General features: G+C 47.4%; 17 protein-coding genes. All 17 read right to left on the reverse strand.

Annotation, left to right across the window (positions count from 1 at the left end; genetic code table 11):
* Positions 1-11 precede the first annotated feature (11 nt).
* Positions 12-1298, reverse strand: coding sequence for a histidine--tRNA ligase (hisS, locus tag KKI13_06880; protein ID MBU4488763.1), 1287 nt, complete (start codon positions 1296-1298; stop codon positions 12-14).
* Positions 1299-1407: 109 nt separating this feature from the next.
* The gene (locus KKI13_06885; GenBank protein MBU4488764.1) at positions 1408-1680 is read right to left on the reverse strand and encodes an integration host factor subunit beta; all 273 of its coding nucleotides are present in this window, start codon (positions 1678-1680) and stop codon (positions 1408-1410) included.
* 71 nt (positions 1681-1751) lie between these two features.
* Positions 1752-2303, reverse strand: a complete 552-nt coding sequence (locus KKI13_06890; GenBank protein ID MBU4488765.1) for a hypothetical protein — start codon at positions 2301-2303, stop codon at positions 1752-1754.
* A 73-nt stretch (positions 2304-2376) separates the two neighbouring features.
* Positions 2377-5850, reverse strand: a complete 3474-nt coding sequence (locus KKI13_06895; protein ID MBU4488766.1) for a DNA polymerase III subunit alpha — start codon at positions 5848-5850, stop codon at positions 2377-2379.
* Positions 5851-5871: 21 nt separating this feature from the next.
* Positions 5872-7032 (reverse strand): GuaB3 family IMP dehydrogenase-related protein, encoded by a 1161-nt coding sequence (locus tag KKI13_06900; GenBank protein MBU4488767.1) that lies wholly within the window; start codon positions 7030-7032, stop codon positions 5872-5874.
* 132 nt (positions 7033-7164) lie between these two features.
* Positions 7165-8799 carry a chaperonin GroEL gene (gene groL, locus KKI13_06905; protein MBU4488768.1) on the reverse strand — a complete coding sequence of 545 codons (1635 nt, stop codon included), beginning with the start codon at positions 8797-8799 and terminating at the stop codon, positions 7165-7167.
* A 16-nt stretch (positions 8800-8815) separates the two neighbouring features.
* Positions 8816-9103, reverse strand: coding sequence for a co-chaperone GroES (groES, locus tag KKI13_06910; protein ID MBU4488769.1), 288 nt, complete (start codon positions 9101-9103; stop codon positions 8816-8818).
* Between the two features lie 154 nt (positions 9104-9257).
* Entirely contained in the window at positions 9258-10034 is a 777-nt protein-coding gene (locus KKI13_06915) for a type III pantothenate kinase (GenBank protein MBU4488770.1), read from the reverse strand.
* Between the two features lie 59 nt (positions 10035-10093).
* Entirely contained in the window at positions 10094-11056 is a 963-nt protein-coding gene (locus KKI13_06920) for a biotin--[acetyl-CoA-carboxylase] ligase (GenBank protein MBU4488771.1), read from the reverse strand.
* A gap of 56 nt (positions 11057-11112) precedes the next feature.
* A complete protein-coding gene (gene uvrB / locus KKI13_06925; protein MBU4488772.1) occupies positions 11113-13089 on the reverse strand; it encodes an excinuclease ABC subunit UvrB in 1977 nt (658 codons plus the stop codon).
* A 78-nt stretch (positions 13090-13167) separates the two neighbouring features.
* Positions 13168-14049 carry a carboxylating nicotinate-nucleotide diphosphorylase gene (gene nadC / locus KKI13_06930; protein MBU4488773.1) on the reverse strand — a complete coding sequence of 294 codons (882 nt, stop codon included), beginning with the start codon at positions 14047-14049 and terminating at the stop codon, positions 13168-13170.
* An 82-nt stretch (positions 14050-14131) separates the two neighbouring features.
* A complete protein-coding gene (locus tag KKI13_06935; GenBank protein ID MBU4488774.1) occupies positions 14132-14839 on the reverse strand; it encodes an rRNA pseudouridine synthase in 708 nt (235 codons plus the stop codon).
* Position 14840: 1 nt separating this feature from the next.
* Positions 14841-17477: a valine--tRNA ligase gene (locus KKI13_06940; GenBank protein ID MBU4488775.1), complete on the reverse strand. Its 2637-nt coding sequence runs from the start codon at positions 17475-17477 to the stop codon at positions 14841-14843.
* Positions 17478-17485: 8 nt separating this feature from the next.
* The gene (gene cimA, locus KKI13_06945) at positions 17486-19054 is read right to left on the reverse strand and encodes a citramalate synthase (protein MBU4488776.1); all 1569 of its coding nucleotides are present in this window, start codon (positions 19052-19054) and stop codon (positions 17486-17488) included.
* Positions 19051-20292: an aspartate kinase gene (locus KKI13_06950; GenBank protein ID MBU4488777.1), complete on the reverse strand. Its 1242-nt coding sequence runs from the start codon at positions 20290-20292 to the stop codon at positions 19051-19053. Before KKI13_06950 ends, cimA begins: the two co-directional genes overlap by 4 nt.
* Positions 20285-21886 carry a carbon starvation protein A gene (locus tag KKI13_06955; GenBank protein ID MBU4488778.1) on the reverse strand — a complete coding sequence of 534 codons (1602 nt, stop codon included), beginning with the start codon at positions 21884-21886 and terminating at the stop codon, positions 20285-20287. Before KKI13_06955 ends, KKI13_06950 begins: the two co-directional genes overlap by 8 nt.
* 10 nt (positions 21887-21896) lie before the next feature.
* The coding region (locus KKI13_06960; protein MBU4488779.1) for a phosphoglycerate mutase at positions 21897-22206 on the reverse strand (310 nt) is incomplete at its 5' end.

Consider the following 22206-nt stretch of genomic DNA (forward strand, 5'->3'; position numbering starts at 1 on the left):
CAGCTCCCTATTTATGCCCGTTTTAATTCCCTCTTCAGGTCTTCGTAAATCCTATCTAAGCGCACGGTTACCTGCTTCGCCGTCTTCATATTGCGCAGCACTACTTCGCCTTTCTTCAGTTCTTCATCTCCGAAAATCACCACGAATCTGGCATTCTTTTTATTTGCCAGATTCATCTGCGACTTAAGGGACCGGCCCGCGTCATAATTTATCTCGCAGAATATGTCCTCTTTACTCCGCAAATCCTCTACAGCCTTATATGCCTCGTCATGCGCCGCGGAACTTGTCGTTACGGCAAATAGATCCAATTGCTTGTTCCTTTCCGCTAATATCTCTTCGCGCTTAAGAGGGGGCAATGCCATTAAAAGTCGTTCCATGCCGATAGCAAATCCTATCGCGCCTGTCTTTTTACCGCCAAAATCTTCTATCAGATTGTCATACCTGCCGCCCGCCGCTATGGCGTCCTGCGCGCCCAATGCGGTATGGCTGACCTCAAAAACAGTGCCGGTGTAATAATCCAGGCCTCTTACAATATTTCCGTCTTCCTTGTATTCAACAGGCGTATGCTTGGTGAGAAGCTCTTTTACTTTTGTATAGTGCGTCACGCAGCTCTCGCAAAGAAAATCCTTTGCTTTGGGCGAGTTTCTGACAAGGGCTCTGCAGGACTCGACTTTACAGTCCAGTATCCGCAGCACGTTCTTGTCCAGGCGCACTTTGCAATCATCGCATAACCTGCTCTTTTCACGCGAAAAATGTTTATGCAGCGCTTCGGCAAATTTTTTCTTGTCGGCAGAGCATCCTAAACTATTGAGTTTTACTTCAAAGCCGCTTATACCTATCTTTAAAAGAAGCTCTTTCATTAAAACGATCATGCCGGCGTCCACATAGGGATTGGAAGAACCTATCGCCTCTACCCCTATCTGATGAAACTGCCTGCTTCTTCCTTTTTGCGGCCGCTCGCTTCGGAACATAGGCCCTACATAATACAATTTCACTAGGTCCTGCAGATCTATATTGTGCTGTATGAATGAGCGGACTATCGGCGCCGTGCCTTCCGGACGAAGCGCAATGTTTCTGCCTCCCTTGTCAATAAAGCTATACATCTCTTTGTTTACTATGTCTGTCTCCTCGCCTATGCTCCGGTTGAAAAGAACGCTCTCTTCAAGCATGGGTGTCCTGATCTCTTTATAACCGTAACGGGCAAGAAATCTTCTCACCGCCTCTTCCACATGCTGCCATAAATAAACATCCGGCGGCAGGATATCGCTCATGCCTTTTAAAGACTGAATTTTTTCCATATCTCCCTTTTCATATATAACATATTATATTATCCTTAAGGAGCGAAAGTCAATACATAAAAAGGGACAGCGGTAGCTGTCCCCAAAATATTACGCGGTACTGATATGATTATTTCACCCGTTGTTTCATTACAAGGCCGGGCTTGAATGTAACTGCCTTTTTGGACGGTATAGGCACAGCTTCGCCCGTACGCGGATTCCGGCCCATCCTTCCTTTTCGTGTCTTTACCTTGAAGACTCCGAAATTTCTAAGTTCGACCGTTTCGCCTTTTGCCAAGCTGTCTATGACATAGTCTAGATATTTCTGGACTACCTTCTTCACGTCTGTCTGCTTAACACCGGCCTCGTCCGAAATTCTTACTACAATGTCTTTTTTGGTCATTTTATACCCTCCGAATTGCCCTCATTTACCCGCTTGCAATTCGTCCCGAGCAAGCGAAGCGCGTCGAGGGACTACTTAATTACATCGTTGGTACCTTGCTTGAATTCTATTTTGCCCTTAGACTCGACAGCACCCGGTATTTTTCCCATATATACAAGGACCATATAGATCGCCAGGATCACTATTATCAAAAGCGCCAGGTTAATAAGCGGGCTGCCGGCCAGATCCCGCAAAAGAAGCCTGAACTTACTAACCTTTTTCAGGGACTCCTCTTTTGCATCAAGCTCTCCTAAAAGTTTATTCAGTACGATATATGAGCCATGCCAATCGTTCTCTATTTTGTGCAGGCTTAGATCGGATATAGCTGCTACACCTTTCAGCGAAAGAAGCTGGGAAATCACGTCAAAGGTCCTGTCATCATAGGAGGAGCTTATCTCAAGGTATTCTTTAAGCGCCTGGTATTTTCTTGCTATGAGCGATTTTGTTTCAAGGAAAGCGGCCTCTTCTTCGGGGGTTATCGTATCGCGGTTGACAGCGCTTTTATACATATCGTGGAACTTTATCCACAATTGCATAAAATCTTTGAGGCGTTTTATTTTTGACTCTAAGTTCCTGTCTCTCATATTGTTCGGTAATTATAATACCATAGAAAGGGGCCGTTGTCAATCCTTCAATGCACTTTGTTTGCTCATTACATCAAGCGCTTTGGGCGCTGACGCTGCCCGCGCCCAGAAGCTCTTCTATTTCATTGATGAGTTCTGCCGAGGGTTTTACCCTGAAATCTGCGCCTATCGCAAGCGCCACTCTTTTATTGGCGGGTGTCTGAAAATGTATATATGCCGGTATTTCGCCTTTGTGATTTGAAAGTATCAGCTTAAGCGACTCCAGGGCCTTTTTGTTCAGGCCGGATGTGATCAATTTTATGGATAGCGCTTTTGTCTTCTTCTCCTGCACTTCTTCAATAGGCGTTGCCTCTTCCGCGATAATCTTCGGCTCTTCTTCGCGTAAGCTGAGGCGGCCGTTTATAAACAGCATGTTGTCCGCTTTTATATGCTTTCCTATTTTGGTATAAGATCTCGGAAAGACAAGGACCTCCACTATGCCGGTAAGGTCTTCGAGCTTTGCTATCGCCATCCGCTCGCCCGTCTTTTTGGTGGTGGTTAGCTTTACCGTATTTAATATCCCGCCTATAAAGATATTTTCTCCGTCGCGCTTAGTGCCCAGGCTCATAACATTGGCATTGCCGTATATTCTCAGTATCTTTTCGAACCGGGCCAAGGGGTGTTTCGTAATATAAAAACCGAGCATCTCCTTTTCAAAGGCTAAGAGCTGGCTCTCCGGCCATTCCTTTATGTCGGGTATGTCCTGAAAACTCTTTTTGAAATTATCCTCATTTTCAAATGTGTCAAAAAATGAAAATTGGCCGTTCTGTCTGTCTTTTTGTATGCCTCCGGCCACTTCCATGGCCTTATCGAGTATAGCGACGAGCTGGGACCGGTGTAGCTTGAACGAATCGAAGGCGCCGCACTTTATAAGGCTTTCTATCACTTTTCTATTAACCGCGCGAGAATCTATATGCTCGCAGAAGTGGTAGAGCGACTTAAACTCGCCTTCCTTCTCTCTCATCGTAATAATGGAATCTATCGCGTGGTGGCCGGCGTTCTTTACGGCCGAGAGGCCGAAACATATCGCCTTGTCATATTTTTGGTCGGGGCTCTTATCGCTCACAACTGTAAATTTTGAAAAACTCTCGTTAACATCGGGCGGGAGCACCTTTATGCCCAGCCTTTCGGCTTCGTCAATATAGAGGGCAATTTTATCGGTATTGTCTTTTTCCGAAGTAAGGAGCGCCGTCATAAATTCTACCGGATAATTCGCCTTGAGATACGCGGTCCTGTAGGATATCATGGCGTACGCGGCTGAGTGACTCTTGTTGAAGCCGTAACCCGCGAAATATTCTATCAGATTGAATATCTTATCCGCTGTCCGGGCGTTTATGCCCTTCTTTACGCATCCGTCGAGGAAGTGCTTGCGCGTCTCCGTCATTATCTCGGGCGTCTTTTTACTCATGGCGCGCCTCAATGAATCGGCTTGTGCAAGCGTAAAACCCGCCAGCGTAGATGCGATCCTCATGACCTGCTCCTGAAAGACTATTATGCCGTAGGTATCCTTTAAAATAGGTTCAAGGCTCGGATGGTCATATTTTATCTCTATTTTCCCATGCTTCCTTTCTATGAAGTCATCTAGCATGCCGCTCCCCATCGGACCCGGCCTGAAAAGCGCGAGTATAGCGATGAGGTCCTCAAACTTTTCCGGATTAAATTTCCTTAAAAGATCTCTCATGCCGGAGCTTTCTAACTGAAAAACGCCCGCGGAATTGGCATTCGCGAGGAGGCGGTACGTTGCTTCATCATCGAGAGGTATGGCGGCTATGTCTATATCGATATTCCTTATCTTCTTTATTATTTTCAGCGCCTCGTCAATGACGGTTAAAGTCCTTAGCCCCAGAAAATCCATCTTAAGAAGGCCTATCTTCTCAAGCGAGGTCATCGGATAGCCCGTAGTTATCTGGCCTTCACCCATCTTAAATAACGGTATAAATTCGGTAAGCGGTTTTTCGCAAATTACGACACCGGCGGCATGTGTAGAGGCATGGCGCGTAAGCCCTTCCAGCGCGAGGGATATATCTATAAGCTGCGTTACGCGCGGATCCGTCTTGTAAAGGCTATTCAGTTCCGGCGAAGACTTAAGCGCCTGTGTGAGAGTAATATTCAAGTCGTTGGGTACCATCTTCGCGATTTTGTCGACCTCATTGTAAGCCAGGCCCATGACCCTGCCAACATCGCGTATAACACCTTTGGCCATCATCGTCCCAAACGTTATTATCTGGGCGACATTGTCCTTTGAGTATTTTTCCACGACATACTTTATTACCTCATTCCGCTGCTCGTAGCAAAAATCGATATCTATATCGGGCAGGCTTACCCTCTCCGGATTAAGGAACCTTTCAAAAAGCAGGTCGTATTTAAGCGGGTCTATGTCGGTTATGCCGAGGCCGTAACTCACTATACTGCCCGCCGCGCTTCCCCTGCCCGGACCTACGGGAATACTTTTCTCTTTCGCATAATGGACAAAGTCCCAGGCGATCAGAAAATAACTGGTATACCCGGACTTTTCTATTATACTGAGTTCGTGTTCGATTCTCGTTTTGATCTCATCGGTAATGGCCGGATATCTTTTCGTGATGCCTTCCCATACAAGTTCGCGAAGGTATTCTTCCCTCTTCTTGCCGGCAGGCACTTTATAATGAGGCAGGTGTGTCTTTTTGAAATCCAGCTCAAGGTTGCATTTTTCCGCCACAACAAGAGTATTCTTAAGGGCCTCGGGGCACTCGGTTTGGAATTTACGCGCCATCTCCTGGGGGCTTTTTAAGTAAAACTCATCTGTCTGCATCCGCATCCTGCCGGGATCATCAAGCGTCGTTTGCGTCTGTAAAGCTAAAAGCGCTTCGTGCGCGCGGGCATGTTCTTTCTTAACGTAATGGACATCGTTTGTGGCGACGACAGGGATATCGAGCTGGCGCGAAAATTCAAGGAGCGCGGCATTAACGGTGTACTGTTCTTTTATGAGGTTGTCCTGCAGTTCCAGGTAAAAATCTTTTCCGAAGATTTCCTTAAAAAATATTGCGGTATTTCTTGCCTGTTCAATCTGCTGGCTTTTTATCAGGTGGGGTATCTCGCCCTTAAGGCATGCCGATAAACAAACGAGGCCTTTTGAATGCTGGCTCAACAATTCCTTATCGATCCTCGGCCGGTAATAGAAGCCCTCCAGATAACCGGCGGTTATCAGCTTCATCAGATTTTTATAACCTTCCATATCCTTGGCGAGAAGGAGCAGGTGGAAAGAAGCTTCCTGAATGCCGTGCGCCGATTTTTCGAACCGGCTGTCAGGCGCTATGTAGACTTCAGAGCCTATGAGTGGTTTTATTCCGTGGCCTAACGCCTGGACATAGAATTCTATGGCGCCGAACATATTGCCATGGTCGGTTATGGCGAGTGCGGGCATTCTTTCTGTCTTGGCGGCCTCTAAAAGTTTCGGTATAAGGCATGCGCCGTCAAGAAGGCTGTATTGAGTGTGGACATGAAGGTGGACGAATTCTGAATGTTTCATTTCGGCTTGAGTGTGCGCTGCTTACTTCCCCATCCCTACGCGCTGGGCGACCTGAAAGACCTTGCCTTCGGTCTGGACTGAGGGTGCGATGATTATCTCTGTAAGCTGCATTTCGTTTATATTTTTTGCGCCTACGTTGCCCATTGAAGTCCTGAGAGCGCCCATAAGGTTTTGTGAGCCGTCGTCAAGTCTTGCCGGCCCGAAAAGTATCTCTTTAAGAGTGCCTGTCGTCCCGACTTTGATGCGCGTCCCGCGAGGCAGGTTCGGATGAGGTGTCGCCATCCCCCAGTGAAATCCGCGGCCGGGCGATTCTTTGGCGCGCGCGAAAGCGGACCCTATCATTACGGCATCCGCGCCGCAAGCAAAGGCCTTGCAGACATCTCCGCCTGAGACCATTCCGCCGTCGGTTATTATGGGGATGAACTTTCCGCGTTTTTTATAATAAAAATCTCTTGCCGCCGCGCAATCGCAAGTAGCTGTGACCTGCGGAACGCCTATACCGAGAACGCCCCGTGTCGTACATGCGGCACCGGGCCCTATGCCTATAAGAAGTGCGGCGGGGCTCGCTTCCATTAGTTCCAAAGCGGCGCTATAAGTACCGCAGTTCCCGATTATGACCGGGATCTTCATCGATTTACATAATTTCTTGAAGTCGAGGGTCTTGTACTCGGTTGATATATGCTTTATGGTGCTGAATGTTGACTGGACGGCAAATATATCGCAGCCGGCTTCCTCCGCTATCTTGCCGAATCTTTCCGCTCTTTGCGGGATAGCGCTGACAGCGGCTATGACGCCTGCCTTCTTGATCTCGGCGACTCTTTTTGCGATAAGTTTTTCCTTTATGGGCTTCAAATATATGGATTGGACAAGTTCTGTGGCCTCCGCGGGAGTAGCACTGGCTATCTTATCGAGTACTTCATCGGGATGTTCGTAGCGGGTCTGCACGCCTTCAAGGTTAAGAACAGCCAGGCCGCCTAGTTTCCCCATGGCGATTGCGAATTTGACATCAACGACACCGTCCATGGCGGCCGCGAAGATAGGTATCTTGAACTTTTTGCCGCAAAGTTCTACGGATGTATCTATCTCGTTAGGATTTATAGTAACATTTCCCGGAACAAGCGCAATTTCGTCAAAACCGTAACAGCGTCGGGCCTTCCTTCCGCGCCCTACCCACATTCCCATCTTGATTACCCCCTCTATATGCTGTTTATGTAATAAGTTGTGGGTGTAAGTCTAACATAAATTATTATTATTGTCAAACATAATAAATAGGGACAGCTACCGCTGTCCCTATTTATCACCTAAAACCTGCTTTTAATACATCCCTCCGCCGCCCATACCACCGGGTGGCATCGAAGGCATTGCCGACTTCTCTTCCGGAATCTCGACAACTAACGCCTCAGTCGTCAGAAGCAGCGCCGCTATGCTGGCTGCGTTTTGCAAAGCCGTCCTGGTAACTTTGGTCGGGTCTATTATACCGGCCTGGACCATGTCTATGTACCGATCCTGGTCCGCATCGTAACCATAAGCTATCTCTTTATTTTCTCTTACCTTCTGGAGCACTACTGAGCCTTCCTGGCCGGCATTCTGCGCTATCTGCCTCAAGGGCTCTTCAAGGGCTCTCTTTACTATAGCCACACCTACTGCTTCCTCGCTTTCGAGCTTCAGCTTTGAAAGAGATTCAACGCATCTCAAAAGCGCTACTCCGCCGCCGGGGACAATACCTTCTTCAACTGCCGCCCTTGTGGCGTGGAGGGCATCTTCAACTCTTGCCTTTTTCTCTTTCATCTCTGTTTCAGTCGCGGCGCCCACATTTATTACCGCAACACCTCCGGAAAGTTTTGCGAGGCGTTCCTGAAGCTTCTCTTTATCATAGTCAGAATCGGAATCTTCTATCTGTTTCTTTATCTGAGCTATGCGCGCCTTTATGGCCTGCTGGGTTCCTTTGCCTTCGACAATCGTGGTGTTTTCTTTATCAATACTCACTCTCTTCGCGCGGCCGAGCTGCTCGAGCGTAACCTTTTCAAGCTTAACGCCTAAATCTTCAGAGATAAACTCACCGCTTGTAAGGATGGCTATATCTTCCATCATGCTCTTGCGCCTGTCGCCGTACCCCGGTGCCTTAACGGCACAGCAAGATAATGTCCCTCTTAACTTATTGACTACCAAAGTAGCAAGCGCTTCGCCGTCAACCTCTTCCGATATTATAAGGATAGGTTTGCCGGCTCTGGCGATCTGTTCTAAAAGCGGCAGAAGATCCTTCATGCTTGATATCTTCTTTTCGCAAATGAGGATATACGGGTCTTCCAGCACTACCACCATTCTTTCGGCATCTGTCGCAAAATAAGGCGAGAGATAGCCCTGGTCAAACTGCATGCCCTCAACTACTTCAAGGGTCGTCGCCATAGATTTTGCCTCTTCAACGGTAATAACGCCGTCTTTACCGACTTTTTCCATGGCGTCGGCTATAAGATTTCCTATCTCGGAATCATTGTTTGCCGCTATGGCCGCGACCTGCGATATCTCTTTTTTGTCGGTCTTGGGTTTTGATATCTTCTTCAGCTCTTCTACAACCCTCTCGACCGCTTTTTCTATGCCCCTCTTAAGGGACATCGGATTTGCGCCGGCCGTAACATTCTTAAGGCCTTCCCTAAATATCGCCTCCGCAAGGAGTGTCGCGGTAGTGGTGCCGTCTCCCGCTGAATCACTTGTCTTTGACGCGACTTCTTTCACCATCTCGGCGCCCATATTTTCATAGGGGTCTTTAAGCTCTATCTCTTTTGCGACCGTAACGCCGTCTTTCGTGATAGTGGGCGAACCGAATTTCTTTTCTAATACTACGTTTCTTCCTTTTGGCCCGAGGGTCACCTTGACCGCCCTTGCCAACTGCTCGACGCCGCTCAAAATTTTGCGCCGCGCCTCTTCGTTGTAAACCAATTGCTTTGCCACAGTTATCCCTCCCTTTTTATTTTACAACCGCCAAAACGTCTTCTTCTTTTATTATAAGGTATTCCTTTTCGTCCAACGTCACTTCTGTGCCGGTATACTTACCGTAAAGGATCTTGTCGCCGACTTTCACTTCTAAGGGAATTATTTTCCCGTCATCGGAAACCTTGCCTTTTCCCACGGCCACCACTTTACCTTCCTGCGGTTTTTCCTTAGCGCTATCGGGCAAAACTATTCCGCCCTTTGTCTTCTCTTTTGCTTCTAAAACTTCAATGACTATGCGGTCTCCCAAAGGCTGTATCTTCATTTCTTTTACTACCCCCTTTCGACTGTTTATCTCTAACCTGGTTAGATTTGCCAGATTAAAAATTTAGCACTCTCTACCTGAGAGTGCTATTATACAAAATCCGGTGATTTTGTCAAGGAAAAAAATGGAAAAAATGGGGACAGGCGTCTATTTTCTACTTGTTTGTATTTTTCGAAAATAGGTGCCTGTCCCCTCTTCGAAAAGCCAGATTTATGCCCTTAAGAACCAGGTTTTCGTCGACCTTATCTATGGATGAGCTTAACGGCGAGATGCGGCGGGCATTGCCGCCCGTGGCCACAACATAGAACTTTCGTCCAAATCTCTTTTTAAGCCGCGCGACCAACCCGTCGCACATCGCGGCATAGCCGTAGAAGGCGCCGCTTATCATGCTGTCTTTTGTGGTCTTTCCCAAGATGAAAGATGGTTTCTCAAGTCTGACCTTAGGTAGAAGCGCCGCTTTTTTCGAGAGGGCCTCAAGTGACATCTCCATACCTGGCACTATTAGCCCGCCGAGATACGCCCCTTTTTTCGAAACGACATCAAATGTTACCGCTGTCCCGAAATCTATTACTGTAACAGGCGATCTATGAGCGTACAGCGCGTGCGCGGCATAAGCGGCAACAAGCCTGTCCTGTCCCACTTGGCGGGGGTTCTTATATAAATTTTTTATCGGGACTTTAATATCTTTGCCCAGTATAAATACGTTGGAATTGAAATGCCTCTTTAAGAGCGGCATGAGCGTTCTTGTCACTTTAGGGACGACGCTGCATATGACTACTGCCTTTACATTAATACCCTTTGACTCTTTTTGGGCAAAGCTCTTATAGCCCTTCACCGCAGCCGTAGAAAGCCGCGTACTCTTTACGAGCCTGCTTCCTCTAAATAGCCCGAACGTTATATTGGTATTTCCTATGTCTATCGCTACTACCATATTTATTACATCCCTGCAGCCTTCAGCTGAGAGCTGACGGCTGATAGCTGACAGCTAACTTAATGCGCGATAACCACATCACCCGACAGGATCCGCTTATGGAAACCGCTGTCTAAGCGCACTACGAGAGCGCCGTCATTATCCACATCTATGGCCTGCCCCTCTATTTTACCTTCGTGGCTATGCACCCTGACATGCCGGCCGAGCGTCTCTGAAAGATCACGCCATTCATCCCTTATCGGTTTGAATCCTTCCTTTTTAAAAAGCAAAATATAGTGCTCTAGTTTCTCAAGGACTTTTTTAGCTAACTCTACTTTTGACACATCCGCATCAGATTCCTCGGAAAGCGTTGTAGAGCCTTTAGGCAAAAGAGATATAGGATTATCTGCGTTTATACCTATGCCTACTACGAGAAAGTCCACCTTATCTTGCTCCGCTTTCATCTCCGTCAATATGCCGCATACCTTCTTGCCTCCTATTATGATGTCATTAGGCCATTTGATCAAAGCGGGTATGCGGGCTATTTCTCTTATTGAAGTACATACGGCAAGCGCTGAAGCCAGCGTTATCTTCGCAACCTCTTTCGGCTCTATATCAGGCCTTATGATACAGGAAAAATATATTCCGCCTTTAGGGGATACCCAGTGCCTGCCCTGCCTGCCCTTGCCTTTCTTTTGTCTTTCGGCAACGATTACCGTGCCTTCTTTTGCGCCATTTTCGGCCAATTTGTATGCAGTATCATTCGTTGAATCCAGCGAAGCGTAACTCAATATGTTCTTGCCCAAAAACTTGGTCTTCAGATTATTTTTCAGCTCTTCCGGTATGAGCCGGTCGGGCCGGCCTGTTAATCTGTATCCCAGGTGCGGAGAGGCCTCAATATCATAACCGAGTGACCTTAGACTTTCTATATGCTTCCATATACTCGTTCTTGAAACGCCTATATCCCTGCTTATATCCTCGCCGGATACGTACGCGGCGCCGTATTTTTTAAAGATATGGAGTATTTTGTCGTCGATATTCATAGTCATCTTGGGGTCATCATCTTGGGGTCAGACCCTCGTTATGTTAACTACAGCAGTTAGGGTCTGACCCCATACTCGCCTTTCAGCTTAACGATCTGGTCTCGCAGCACCGTCGCTCTTTCAAAATTGAGATTACGCGCCGCAAGCTCCATATCATGTTCAAGTTCCGATATGACTTCCAGGATATCGTTTGTATTTTCGTCAGCGCCGGTCGCCTCAAGGGCCATCTCCTTTGCCCTGGCATGCGATTCAATACCCTCTTTTATCGCCTTCTTTACTGTTTGAGGTGTTATCTTATGCTCTTTGTTATAGGCAAGCTGCTTTACCCGCCGTCTTTGGCTTTCCAAAATTGCCCTAGACATAGAATCTGTAATATTATCGGCGTATAAAATCACTTTTCCGTTAATATTACGCGCTGCCCTCCCCGCTACCTGTATAAGGGATGTCTGGCTCCTTAAAAATCCTTCTTTGTCGGCATCAAGCACGGCCACAAGCGATACTTCCGGCAGATCTATTCCTTCTCGCAGTAAATTTATCCCCACGAGGCAGTCAAATTTATTAAGCCGGAGGTCTCTCAATATCTCTACTCTCTCTATGGCGTTCAATTCCGAATGGATATACTTCACTCTTATACCGGCGTCTTTAAGGTAAGACGCCAGATCCTCGGACATGCGCTTGGTAAGCGTCGTAACTAGTACGCGTTCACCGCGCTCGGCCCTATTTTCTATCTCCCGTATAAGGTCTTCTATCTCACCAATGCTCGGCCTGACCGTTATCTCAGGATCCACAATCCCTGTCGGCCTTATGATCTGTTCCGCCACGACGCTCGCTTTTGAAAGTTCGTAATCAGCCGGGGTGGCCGACGCAAATACCATCTGTTTCGCAAGCGTATCAAATTCATCAAATTTTAACGGCCTGTTATCAAGCGCCGAAGGCAATCTGAATCCGTATTCAACAAGCGTATTTTTCCGCGAACGGTCGCCTTCGTACATTCCGCGTATCTGCGGAACGGTAACGTGCGACTCGTCTATTATGACCAAAAAATCTTCCGGAAAATAGTCTATGAGGCAGGATGGCCGCGACCCGGCGGGCCTCTCCGAAAGATGCCTCGAGTAATTCTCTATTCCGTTACAATAACCCAGCTCCTTCAGCATCTCCATGTCATAATTTGTCCTGGATTCAAGCCGCTGGGCCTCGAGCAGCTTATTCTGCTTGAAGAGCTCCGAAAGCCGCTCTTTCAGTTCCGCTTTTATGGAGACTATTGCCCTCTCCACCTTGTCTTGGGTAGTAACAAAATGTTTGGCCGGGTAAATAGCGATTTTATCTATTTCGGATATCGTCCTTCCGGTAAGAGGATCTATCTCTCTAAGCCGCTCTATACTGTCGCCGGAAAGCTCCAGTCTTATCGCCTGATTTTCATAGGCGGGAAATATTTCTATTGTTCCGCCTCTTACGCGAAACCTGCCTCTTTGGAAATCCACGTCGTTTCGGGAATAATGAATATCAACGAGTTTCTTTAAGATATCGTCTCTTCCGACTTTTTCCCCTTTTTTCAAAAATACCATAAGTGCGGCGTAATCTTCCGGGGAACCGAGGCCGTATATGCAGGAGACGCTTGCCACTATTATTACATCATCTCGCGACATTAGGGCGCTTGTAGCCGAAAGGCGCAATTTATCTATCTCATCGTTGATAGAGGCGTCCTTCTCTATATAAGTATCGGTTTGCGGGACGTAGGCCTCCGGTTGATAATAGTCATAGTAGCTTACAAAATATTCCACTGCATTTTCGGGAAAGAGCTCTTTAAATTCACTGTAAAGCTGCGCCGCAAGTGTCTTATTATGCGACATAACGAGTACAGGCTTCCCGATATTATTTATAACATGCGCCAATGTAAATGTCTTGCCGGAACCCGTCACCCCGAGAAGCGCCTGGTAACGGTTGCCTTTTCGGATACCATCCGTAAGTTTTTTTATGGCCTGCGGCTGGTCACCTTGCGGTGTTAGATTGCTTGTTAATTTAAAGTTTGTCATTTTAAAGGAAAAAAGGGGACAGGCTACTTTTTTATGTTTGCGGTAACAAGCTGAAAAAGTAGCCTGTCCCCTTTTTTTTTAAATTACATCCAGCGAGAAGTCCAGCGAAGAAGCGGAATGCGTGAGAGCGCCTATGGAAATCCTGTCCACGCCGGTCTTGGCGTATTCCTCAACATTATCCAGAGTAATGCCGCCGGAGGCCTCTATTTTAACCTGCCTCGCCCGTACGCCGCCGGCGTTTCGTATCTTGACTGCCTCTTTTATGCCCTCCGGCGGCATATTGTCCAGCATTATAATATCGGCGCCCGCGGAAAGCGCTTCTTCAAACTCCGCTATATTGCGGACCTCTATTTCGACCTTCACATTCTTCTGTACCCTCTTTTTTACCGTCTCGATCGCATCTTTTATAATGAGAGTGGCTTTGGCATTGGGCCTCAATTCTTTTAATGCCGCCAGATGATTATCTTTTATCAGGACCTGATCAAACAGGCCAAACCTGTGATTCTTTCCGCCGCCGACTACCACCGCATATCTGTCTATGTGGCGCATATTTGGCGTGGTCTTTCTTGTGTCCATAATATCCGCATTATACTTCTTTACTCTATCTACGAATTTCTTTGTGATAGTCGCCACTCCGCTCGAACGGCCAAGCAGATTAAGCACAACCCTTTCGCCCTTAAGTATAGAGGCCGCCGGCCCTTCTAAATAGCAAACCGCTTTCCCGGGTTCGATAAGATCGCCGTCTTTGGCATTAAATCTGATCCTGAGTTCCGTATCAAGAAAGCCGTAGGCCATCTCTATAAGAGGCAGGCCCGCGAGGACGCCGCTTGACTTTGATACGATATCGGCTTTGACCTTAAGGTTGGAAGGGATGAGGAATGTCGTCGTAATATCCATCCTGCCTATGTCTTCTTTTAGCGCGTTCTTTATAATATCTATTATTTTATCTTTTTCGAGCATATTTTTCTGGGGTCAGACCCTCGTTATGTTAACTACATTGCTGATTGCTGAGGGTCTGCCCCCCCTCTCGCGATACAATTTACTACAACGCTTTTAATTTTCTTACTTCCTCGCTGGTTAAATGGCGAAAATCGCCGCGCCTCGTATTGCCCAGCTGCAAAAATTCGTACGATACCCTTTCCAGGTTCTTTATGGGATGGCCGAGAAAAAGAAACATGTTCCTTATCTGCCGTTTTCTGCCCTCGTGTATCTCTATAAAGAGCTCTGTCCTATTTTCGTCGCTTCGTATGATCTCTATTTTAGCCGGCGCAGTTTTGCGGCCGTCAATGTACATACCCCTTTCAAGTATATGTACCTTTTTTTCGACTACCTTTCTCTCGCAGGTCAGCTTGTAACGCTTCCGCACCTCAAATCTGGGATGAGTCAACCTGTATGTAAGTTCGCCGTCATTAGTCAAAAGTAATAGGCCGGTTGTATCTTTATCGAGGCGCCCGACGGAATGGAGCCTGCTTAACGCCCTAGGCAGCAAGTCAAAAACGGTCTCCCGCTCTTCAGGGTCCGATTTTGATGTAATCACTCCCTTCGGCTTATTGAGCAATATATAGATCTTTTTTGTTTTGCTCTTTAATTCTTTACCGCCTACCGCGATATCGTCGGTATCCGGATTGACCGCATAACCCCTCTCCCGGATAATCTTACCGTTAACAGTGACTATACCCTGTTCTATTATAGAAGCCGCTTTTCTGCGGGAAGCAACGCCCTGGCGCGAAATCGCGACTTGTAAGCGCATATCATGCCTCTATATCTTTCAGGTTCTCTTCCAGGCGTTTCAGGGTGCTTTCGAGTTCCGACTTGGAGAGCTTATTCCTCTCTACTATTTCGGCCGGAGCCCTGGCAATAAAATTCTTATCCTTCAGCCTCGCCTCCAGCGACCCCATGTTCTTCTTTACCTCATCACGCTTCTTTTTCAGCCGTACTGACTCTTTTTCAAAATCTATTACACCTTCGAGCGGAATATATACCTCCGCGACTTTTGAAGGTGCATATGCCGAATGCGCGGGTTTTTTGAGGCCTTTTCCATATTCAAGTGACTTCAAACGGCACAATCTCTTTATGTAGCCGTCAAATTCTTTTAATACGGCGCCTGTTTCCGGCTTCTTATACGAAAGAACGGCGCTTACCTCTGCCTTAGCGTCTATATTCCATTCCGCGCGTATATTTCTTATAGCGGTTATGATTTCTATTATATCGGCCACGCTTTCTTCCAGCTCCTTCGATATAAATTGTTTCTGCACATGCGGCCATGAGCTTGCCATGACCGGCCCTTCGTTGTGGGGCAGGTTCTGCCAGATCTCCTCGGTGATAAACGGCATAAAAGGGTGCAGTATCCTAAGCGACTTCTCAAGGACCTTATACAGGATGACCTGTGTCGCTTCATCCTGCTGCGTAAGCTTGGAAAATTCTATATACCAATCGCAGAAATCATGCCAGAAGAATTCATAGATACGGCTTGCGGCGTCATTTAAGCGGTATTGGTCGATGTTCTTTTGCACATCTGAAAGTGCCGAATAATAACGGCTCAAAATCCATCTGTCCGCTATGCTCAGTTTTTTATCACCGGCGTAAACGCATAGGTCGACTTTTATATCACTCTTCAAGACGGTTAATATATAGCGCGAGGCGTTCCAGATTTTGTTTGCGAAGTTCCTTCCTATTTCAAACTTCTTCGGCGATAAAAAGACATCCTGGCCCGTAGCCGTGATAGATATGATGCTGAACCTGAGGGCATCGGCCCCGAAATTTTCTATTACCTCAAGCGGATCTATTATATTCCCCAAAGATTTGGACATCTTTGTGCCGGTATCATCTCTCACGGTGCCGTGTATATAAACATCTTTAAACGGTATCTCTTTTTTGAATTCGAGGCCCGCCATTATCATGCGCGCTACCCAGAAAAATATTATCTCCTGCGCAGTTATAAGGGCGTTGGTAGGATAAAAATATTTCAGGTCCTTCGATTCGTCCGGCCAGTAAAAAGTCGCGAATGGCCATAGCCACGACGAGAACCACGTATCAAGTACATCGGGATCCTGCTCGATCACACTTGAGGCGCATTTTGGGCATTTTTCCGGCCTGACTCTGGAAACGATAACGCCTTTTTCGCATTCCTTGCAATAATATACCGGGATCCTGTGCCCCCACCATATCTGGCGCGAGATACACCAGTCCTGTATATCATTCATCCAGTTTAAATATACCTTTGTCCAGCGCGCCGGATGGAATTTGACCTTCCCTTTTTTTACCACTTCTATGGCCGGTTTTGCCAGGGGTTTCATTTTTACGAACCACTGCTTCGAAAGATACGGCTCAATAATAGTATGGCAGCGATAGCAATGACCGGCAGAAAGATTATGCGATTCCACCTTTTCGAGAAGCCCTTTCTCTTTCAGGTCCTCCAATATGACTTCCCGCGCCTCAAACCTATCCATATCTTTATAGTCGCCGGCATTATCATTCATCCGGCCGTCCGGATGCATAACGTTTATGAACTGAAGCTTATGTTTTTTTCCGAGCGCGTAGTCATTGGGGTCGTGGGCGGGAGTAACTTTAACGGCGCCCGTTCCGAATTTGGCGTCGACCATAGGATCGGATATCAGTTTTATCTCACGTTCCATTAGGGGCAGGATAAGCGACTTTCCTATCAGTTTCTTATAGCGCTTGTCTTTCGGATTTACCGCTACGGCCGTATCGCCAAGCATCGTCTCGGGCCGCGTAGTCGCTACCACTACAAACTCGCGCGGATCATCTTTTAAGGGATAGCGAAGGTAATACAAATGGCCCTGCAGTTCTCTATGGGGCGCTTCCTCATCCGATAAGGCGGTGTGGCAGCGGGGGCACCAGTTAATAATATAGTTCCCCTGATATATGAGGCCCTTTTCGTACAGCCTGACGAAGACTTCTGTTACTGCCTTTGAATATGCATCGTCCATCGTAAAACGCGCACGCGGCCAATCGCAGGACGAGCCCAGCTTTTTGAGCTGTTTTATTATGGTAGAGCCGTATTCTTCCTTCCATTGCCATACCTTTTCTATGAACTTTTCGCGGCCCAGATCCTGGCGCTTAAGCCCTTCTTTTGCCAGGCTCTTTTCCACGACATTTTGCGTCGCTATGCCAGCGTGGTCGGTCCCGGGCATCCAAAGCGCCTCATGCCCCTGCATCCTCTTAAACCTGATCAATATATCCTGTATCGTGTTATTGAGGGCATGGCCCATGTGAAGTATGCCGGTAATGTTTGGCGGGGGAATAACTATGCAATAGGGCTTCTTCTTGAGATCGACACGTGCCGTAAAAAGCCCCTTCTCTTCCCAGAGCTTGTATATCTTCTCTTCTATTTCTTTTGGATTATATGTCTTGGAGAGCTCTTTCATTAAAGCTATTACACCTTGTCTTTCATCAATTTATACTCGATGCTATCGACAAGCGCTACCCAGCTCGCCTCTATGATATTCTCCGAGACTCCTATGGTCCACCAGGAATCTTTCGTGTCCTCGGACTGAATAAGCACGCGAACCTTTGCCGCGGTACCTGCCTTTTCGTCGAGAACGCGGACCTTAAAATCGGAAAGGCGCATTTCTTTTAAGGAAGGATAAAAAGAGGTCAGCGCCTTCCTGAGCGCGTTATCCAGCGCGTTTACGGGGCCGTCTCCGATGGCGGCGGTATGCTCCATCTTTCCGCCGACCTTAATCTTCATCGTCGCCTCAGAAGTCATCCTGCCGCTTCTCTTCTTTTCGATTATAACCCTGAAGTCCTCAAGCCGGAAGAAGGATTTAAATGCCTTCATCGCCCGTTTCATCAAAAGGTTAAAAGACGCCTCTGCCGATTCAAATTGATAGCCCTCGTGCTCCAGCGACTGGATCAGTTTCAGAATCTTCTTTGTCTTCGGGCTCTCTTTTTCAAGCTCAATATCCATCTCCTTCGCCTTGCTTAAGATCGTCGACTTTCCGGATAATTCGGAAATTAAAAGGCGCCGCCTATTGCCCACAAGCGCCGGGTCTAGGTGTTCATACGTCTTGGGATTCTTCATGATGGCATTTATGTGAACCCCTGCTTTGTGCGCAAAGGCGCTCATTCCCACAAAGGGCTGGTTAGGCATCTGTTTCATATTGCTGACTTCGGAAACAAACCTTGAGACCTCTGTCAGTTCTTTAAGCTGCGAATCGGAAACGCAATCTATGCCTAACTTCGATTTCATAATCGCGATAATCGATACAAGATTGGCGTTGCCGCATCTTTCCCCATAACCGTTAATGGTGCCCTGGACGTGAGTACAGCCGCAATGAATAGCCATGCCCGAGACTGAAACCGCGCAATCAGCATCATTATGCGCGTGAATACCGAGCGGTGTCGTGCAATGAGCTTTTACTTCATTGATGATCTTTTGAGCTTCGAAAGAAAGCAGCCCCCCATTTGTATCGCAAAGGACAAGCGAGTCCGCTCCACCTTCTTCTGCTGCCTTCAGGCATTTAAGCGCGTAAGCGGGATTGGCCTTATAGCCGTCGAAAAAGTGCTCCGCGTCAAATATCACTTCCTTCCCTTTTGATTTCAGGAAGGCCACGCTGTCGCGGATCATATTCAGATTTTCGTCGAGAGTCGTTCCCAAAACATCCGTAACTTGCAGGTCCCAGCTCTTACCGAAAATAGTCACAACCTTTGTGTCCGCCTTGATAAGCCCCTTTAGTATCGTATCGTCGGCGGCTCTTACTTTAGGCCTTCTCGTAGATCCGAACGCGACGATTTTTGCATTCTTAAAACGCACGTTCTTTACTTTTTTAAAAAACTCGACGTCTTTGGGGTTGGCCCCCGGCCATCCGCCTTCAATATAATGGATGCCCAGCTCATCCAGTTTTTGGGCGATCCTCAATTTATCGATGACCGAGAAAGAGATGCCCTCAGTCTGCGCTCCGTCGCGCAAGGTAGTATCGTATAGCTTAACTTTGGCTGTCATAAGCGTTCCTTTTTTACCGCTTTTTTACCGAGTTTAAATGCGCTGTGTATGGCGCGAACGGCCTCAATGGCCTTCTTCTTTTCAATAACGCAGGATATCTTGATTTCACTGGTTGATATCATCTCTATATTGACCCTTTTTGATGCCAGCGCATCAAACATTTTTGCTGCCACCCCGGCATGCGTCTTCATACCTATCCCGACGACCGATACCTTTGCTATGTTTCTATCCGAGGTAACGCCCTTGGCGCCTATGGCTTTAGATATCTCTTTTGATACCCTAAGAGTCTTCTGGAGATCTCCTTCTCCCACCGTAAAAGATACGTCCGTCGCGCCGGTCCGGGATATGTTTTGTATTATCATGTCTATGTTTATATTCTCATTGGCCAGCCTTTTGAATATTCTGGCAGCGATTCCCGGCTTGTCCGGGACATCGCAAATAGTCACCTTTGCCTCGCTCTTATTCAACGTAACTCCGCTGACTAAAGCCTTCTCCATCATTTTAGCCTCCCCTGAGATAATCGTCCCTTTTTTGTTATTAAAACTTGACCTTACATGGAGCGGTATATTAAATTTACTGGCAAGTTCAATGCTCCTCGGATGCATGACCTGGGCCCCCAAAGACGCCATCTCGAGCATCTCCTCGTAACTTATCCTTTCAAGCTTGGCGGCATTCTTTACTATCCGGGGATCGGTCGTGTATATGCCGTCAACGTCGGTATATATCTCGCAGACCTTGGCTTTTAGCGCCTTCGCTAATGCTACCGCTGTAGTATCCGAACCTCCGCGGCCCAGAGTAGTGATATCCTTTTCTTCCGTGATCCCCTGGAATCCCGCGACTATGACGATCTTCCCTTTCTTTAGTTCCTTAACTATCCTTGCGACATCAACGTCTATTATCCGCGCCTTGGTGTGAGAGGAGTCCGTAATTATGCCGACCTGAGCGCCCGTGAAAGATATCGCCTCCTCATTCAGATTGTGTATGGCCATAGCCAGGAGCGCTACGGAGATCTGCTCTCCGGTGGCCATAAGCATATCCATTTCACGCTCAGCCGGCGATGTTGCGATTGAACGGGAAAGCCGTATAAGTTCATCGGTGGTATCGCCCTGGGCGCTGACTACCACTACCATTTCAAATCCCCGGCGTTTATAACTTATTATACGTTTTGCCACCCTGATGACACATTCGGCATTTGCAACGCTGGAACCACCGTATTTCTGGACAACTATGTTATGCATATTTTCTCCGTTTTATGAAAACAATCACTTCGTATAAGAGATACCCCGATAAAAACAAAAGCACTGCCGACATACCTACTAATAAATAATCTCCCGTGCGTATATATTTATTTGCGCTATAAAGCAAAGCTGCTACCGTGGTTATCAGCATAAAAGCGCCCGGTATTGCCGCGTAATAGACATTCTTCTTCCTGCGCAACAACCAGACCGTAATTACCAAAAGCGCGAGCGCCGCGATTAATTGGTTCGTAGCTCCAAAAATCGGCCATATCTTTGCCCAATTCCCGCTTAATCCCAGCCATCCGCTCAGCGCCACCACTATAGCTGTGGCGATAAACCTATTTTTTATCCCAAAAAGCTCGTGCGTAAGGTATCTGCCTATTCTGGTCGCTGTATCAAGGGTGGTAAGTATAAATGCGTTTAAAATAATAATAGCTACTAATCCGCCCATACCGAACAGGATGGGTTTTGTTATTGCTCCATATCCAGAACCGAAAGCGCTGATAGGCCCTGAGCCGCCCTGCGAAAGATAACCGGAAAGGACTTCCCGCCCGCCAAGCCCCGCGCCTACGGCGATGACAACAAGGACGGCGAGTGCGCCTTCGGTAAGCATGGCGCCGTATCCTATCCTCTTTGCCTCCGCCTGGTTTGACAGTTGTTTTGAGCTGGTCCCGCTCGCTATCAAAGAATGAAATCCCGATATAGCGCCGCAGGCTACTATCACAAAGAGCATGGGCCACATGGCATTGCCCGACGCATCAGCCGATGACCAGGCTGGTACCGCCATCTGAGGATGCGTTATGATAATTCCGGCATAACCGGCTATGATTCCAAAAAATAAAAAATACGCTGAAAGATAATCCCGCGGCTGTAGAAGCATGTGCACCGGTAATACAGAGGCTACAAAACAATATCCAAGAAGAATATATCCCCAAAATAATTTTGGATTTCCTACAGCCAGTTGAATAGGAAACTTTTCGCCCAAAAAGATGAATATTACAGTAAGGGTTAAACCTAAAATCGTTACCCAATAAATACCCGCCCTCACGTTATAGAGAAGATGCCCCACTAAAAGCGCCACCACTATCAATCCGAACGTAGGGATCACTATCTTGGGCTCTACGCTAAGCGTCTCCGCGCATAAATACACAAAGACAGCTATTACCAATATAAGAGCCAGCCACACAAAAGACGCGAAAAGTATCTTTGCCCTTCTTGATATAAGCGACTCCGCGATATCAGTCACGGACCTGCCTTCATGCTTCACAGATATCAGCAAAGAGCCGAAATCGTGCGTGCCTCCGATAAGAATGGAACCTATTACTATCCACAAAACCGCCGGCGCCCATCCCCATATGGATAAGGCTATTATAGGACCTATGATAGGCCCGGCGCCTGCTATGCTTGAAAAGTGATGCCCGAAAAGCACAAGCCAGTTCCTAGCGGGGACATAATCCACGCCGTCATACAACTTGTGCGCGGGTGTTTCTTCTTTATTATTTACGCCAAATAATTTTTCGATCCTCGCGCCATACACCCTATAGCCCAAGACCAATAGGATTATACTCAAAAAAGCCAATACAAGCGAGTTCATCTTGTAATGCTTATTTTCCTTTCATGAAATAATCCATCAGCTGCCAGCCGGTAGGAAAAGACAATTTGCTCGACCTTGCCGCCTTCTCGCTGTAGGTCTCGATGTTATCGGCTTCTACGCCGCTGCCGTAGATCGCAAACGGTATCGGGTCGGCGACATGCGTGCCCACCGATATGGGCGTAGCGTGATCAGGCAATACCATCATCCGGACCCCATCCTTATCCGGGAAGCGCTTAAGGATGCTGCCGACTATGAACTTATCGAAATTCTCTATCGCGCCTATTTTCGCCCTGATATCTTTATTATGCCCGGCTTCGTCA

The sequence above is a fragment of the Candidatus Omnitrophota bacterium genome (assembly GCA_018894435.1).
Taxonomy (GTDB): Bacteria; Omnitrophota; Gorgyraeia; order JAHIPI01; family JAHIPI01; genus JAHIPI01.

Excerpts from the sequence above, each read along its gene's own strand:
- hisS (MBU4488763.1), bottom strand. The coding sequence starts at position 1,298 with ATGGAAAAAATTCAGTCTTTAAAAGGCATGAGCGATATCCTGCCGCCG.
- KKI13_06885 (MBU4488764.1), bottom strand. The coding sequence starts at position 1,680 with ATGACCAAAAAAGACATTGTAGTAAGAATTTCGGACGAGGCCGGTGTT.
- KKI13_06890 (MBU4488765.1), bottom strand. The coding sequence starts at position 2,303 with ATGAGAGACAGGAACTTAGAGTCAAAAATAAAACGCCTCAAAGATTTT.
- KKI13_06895 (MBU4488766.1), bottom strand. The coding sequence starts at position 5,850 with ATGAAACATTCAGAATTCGTCCACCTTCATGTCCACACTCAATACAGC.
- KKI13_06900 (MBU4488767.1), bottom strand. The coding sequence starts at position 7,032 with ATGGGAATGTGGGTAGGGCGCGGAAGGAAGGCCCGACGCTGTTACGGT.
- groES (MBU4488769.1), bottom strand. The coding sequence starts at position 9,103 with ATGAAGATACAGCCTTTGGGAGACCGCATAGTCATTGAAGTTTTAGAA.
- KKI13_06915 (MBU4488770.1), bottom strand. The coding sequence starts at position 10,034 with ATGGTAGTAGCGATAGACATAGGAAATACCAATATAACGTTCGGGCTA.
- KKI13_06920 (MBU4488771.1), bottom strand. The coding sequence starts at position 11,056 with ATGAATATCGACGACAAAATACTCCATATCTTTAAAAAATACGGCGCC.
- uvrB (MBU4488772.1), bottom strand. The coding sequence starts at position 13,089 with ATGACAAACTTTAAATTAACAAGCAATCTAACACCGCAAGGTGACCAG.
- nadC (MBU4488773.1), bottom strand. The coding sequence starts at position 14,049 with ATGCTCGAAAAAGATAAAATAATAGATATTATAAAGAACGCGCTAAAA.
- KKI13_06935 (MBU4488774.1), bottom strand. The coding sequence starts at position 14,839 with ATGCGCTTACAAGTCGCGATTTCGCGCCAGGGCGTTGCTTCCCGCAGA.
- KKI13_06940 (MBU4488775.1), bottom strand. The coding sequence starts at position 17,477 with ATGAAAGAGCTCTCCAAGACATATAATCCAAAAGAAATAGAAGAGAAG.
- cimA (MBU4488776.1), bottom strand. The coding sequence starts at position 19,054 with ATGACAGCCAAAGTTAAGCTATACGATACTACCTTGCGCGACGGAGCG.
- KKI13_06950 (MBU4488777.1), bottom strand. The coding sequence starts at position 20,292 with ATGCATAACATAGTTGTCCAGAAATACGGTGGTTCCAGCGTTGCAAAT.
- KKI13_06955 (MBU4488778.1), bottom strand. The coding sequence starts at position 21,886 with ATGAACTCGCTTGTATTGGCTTTTTTGAGTATAATCCTATTGGTCTTG.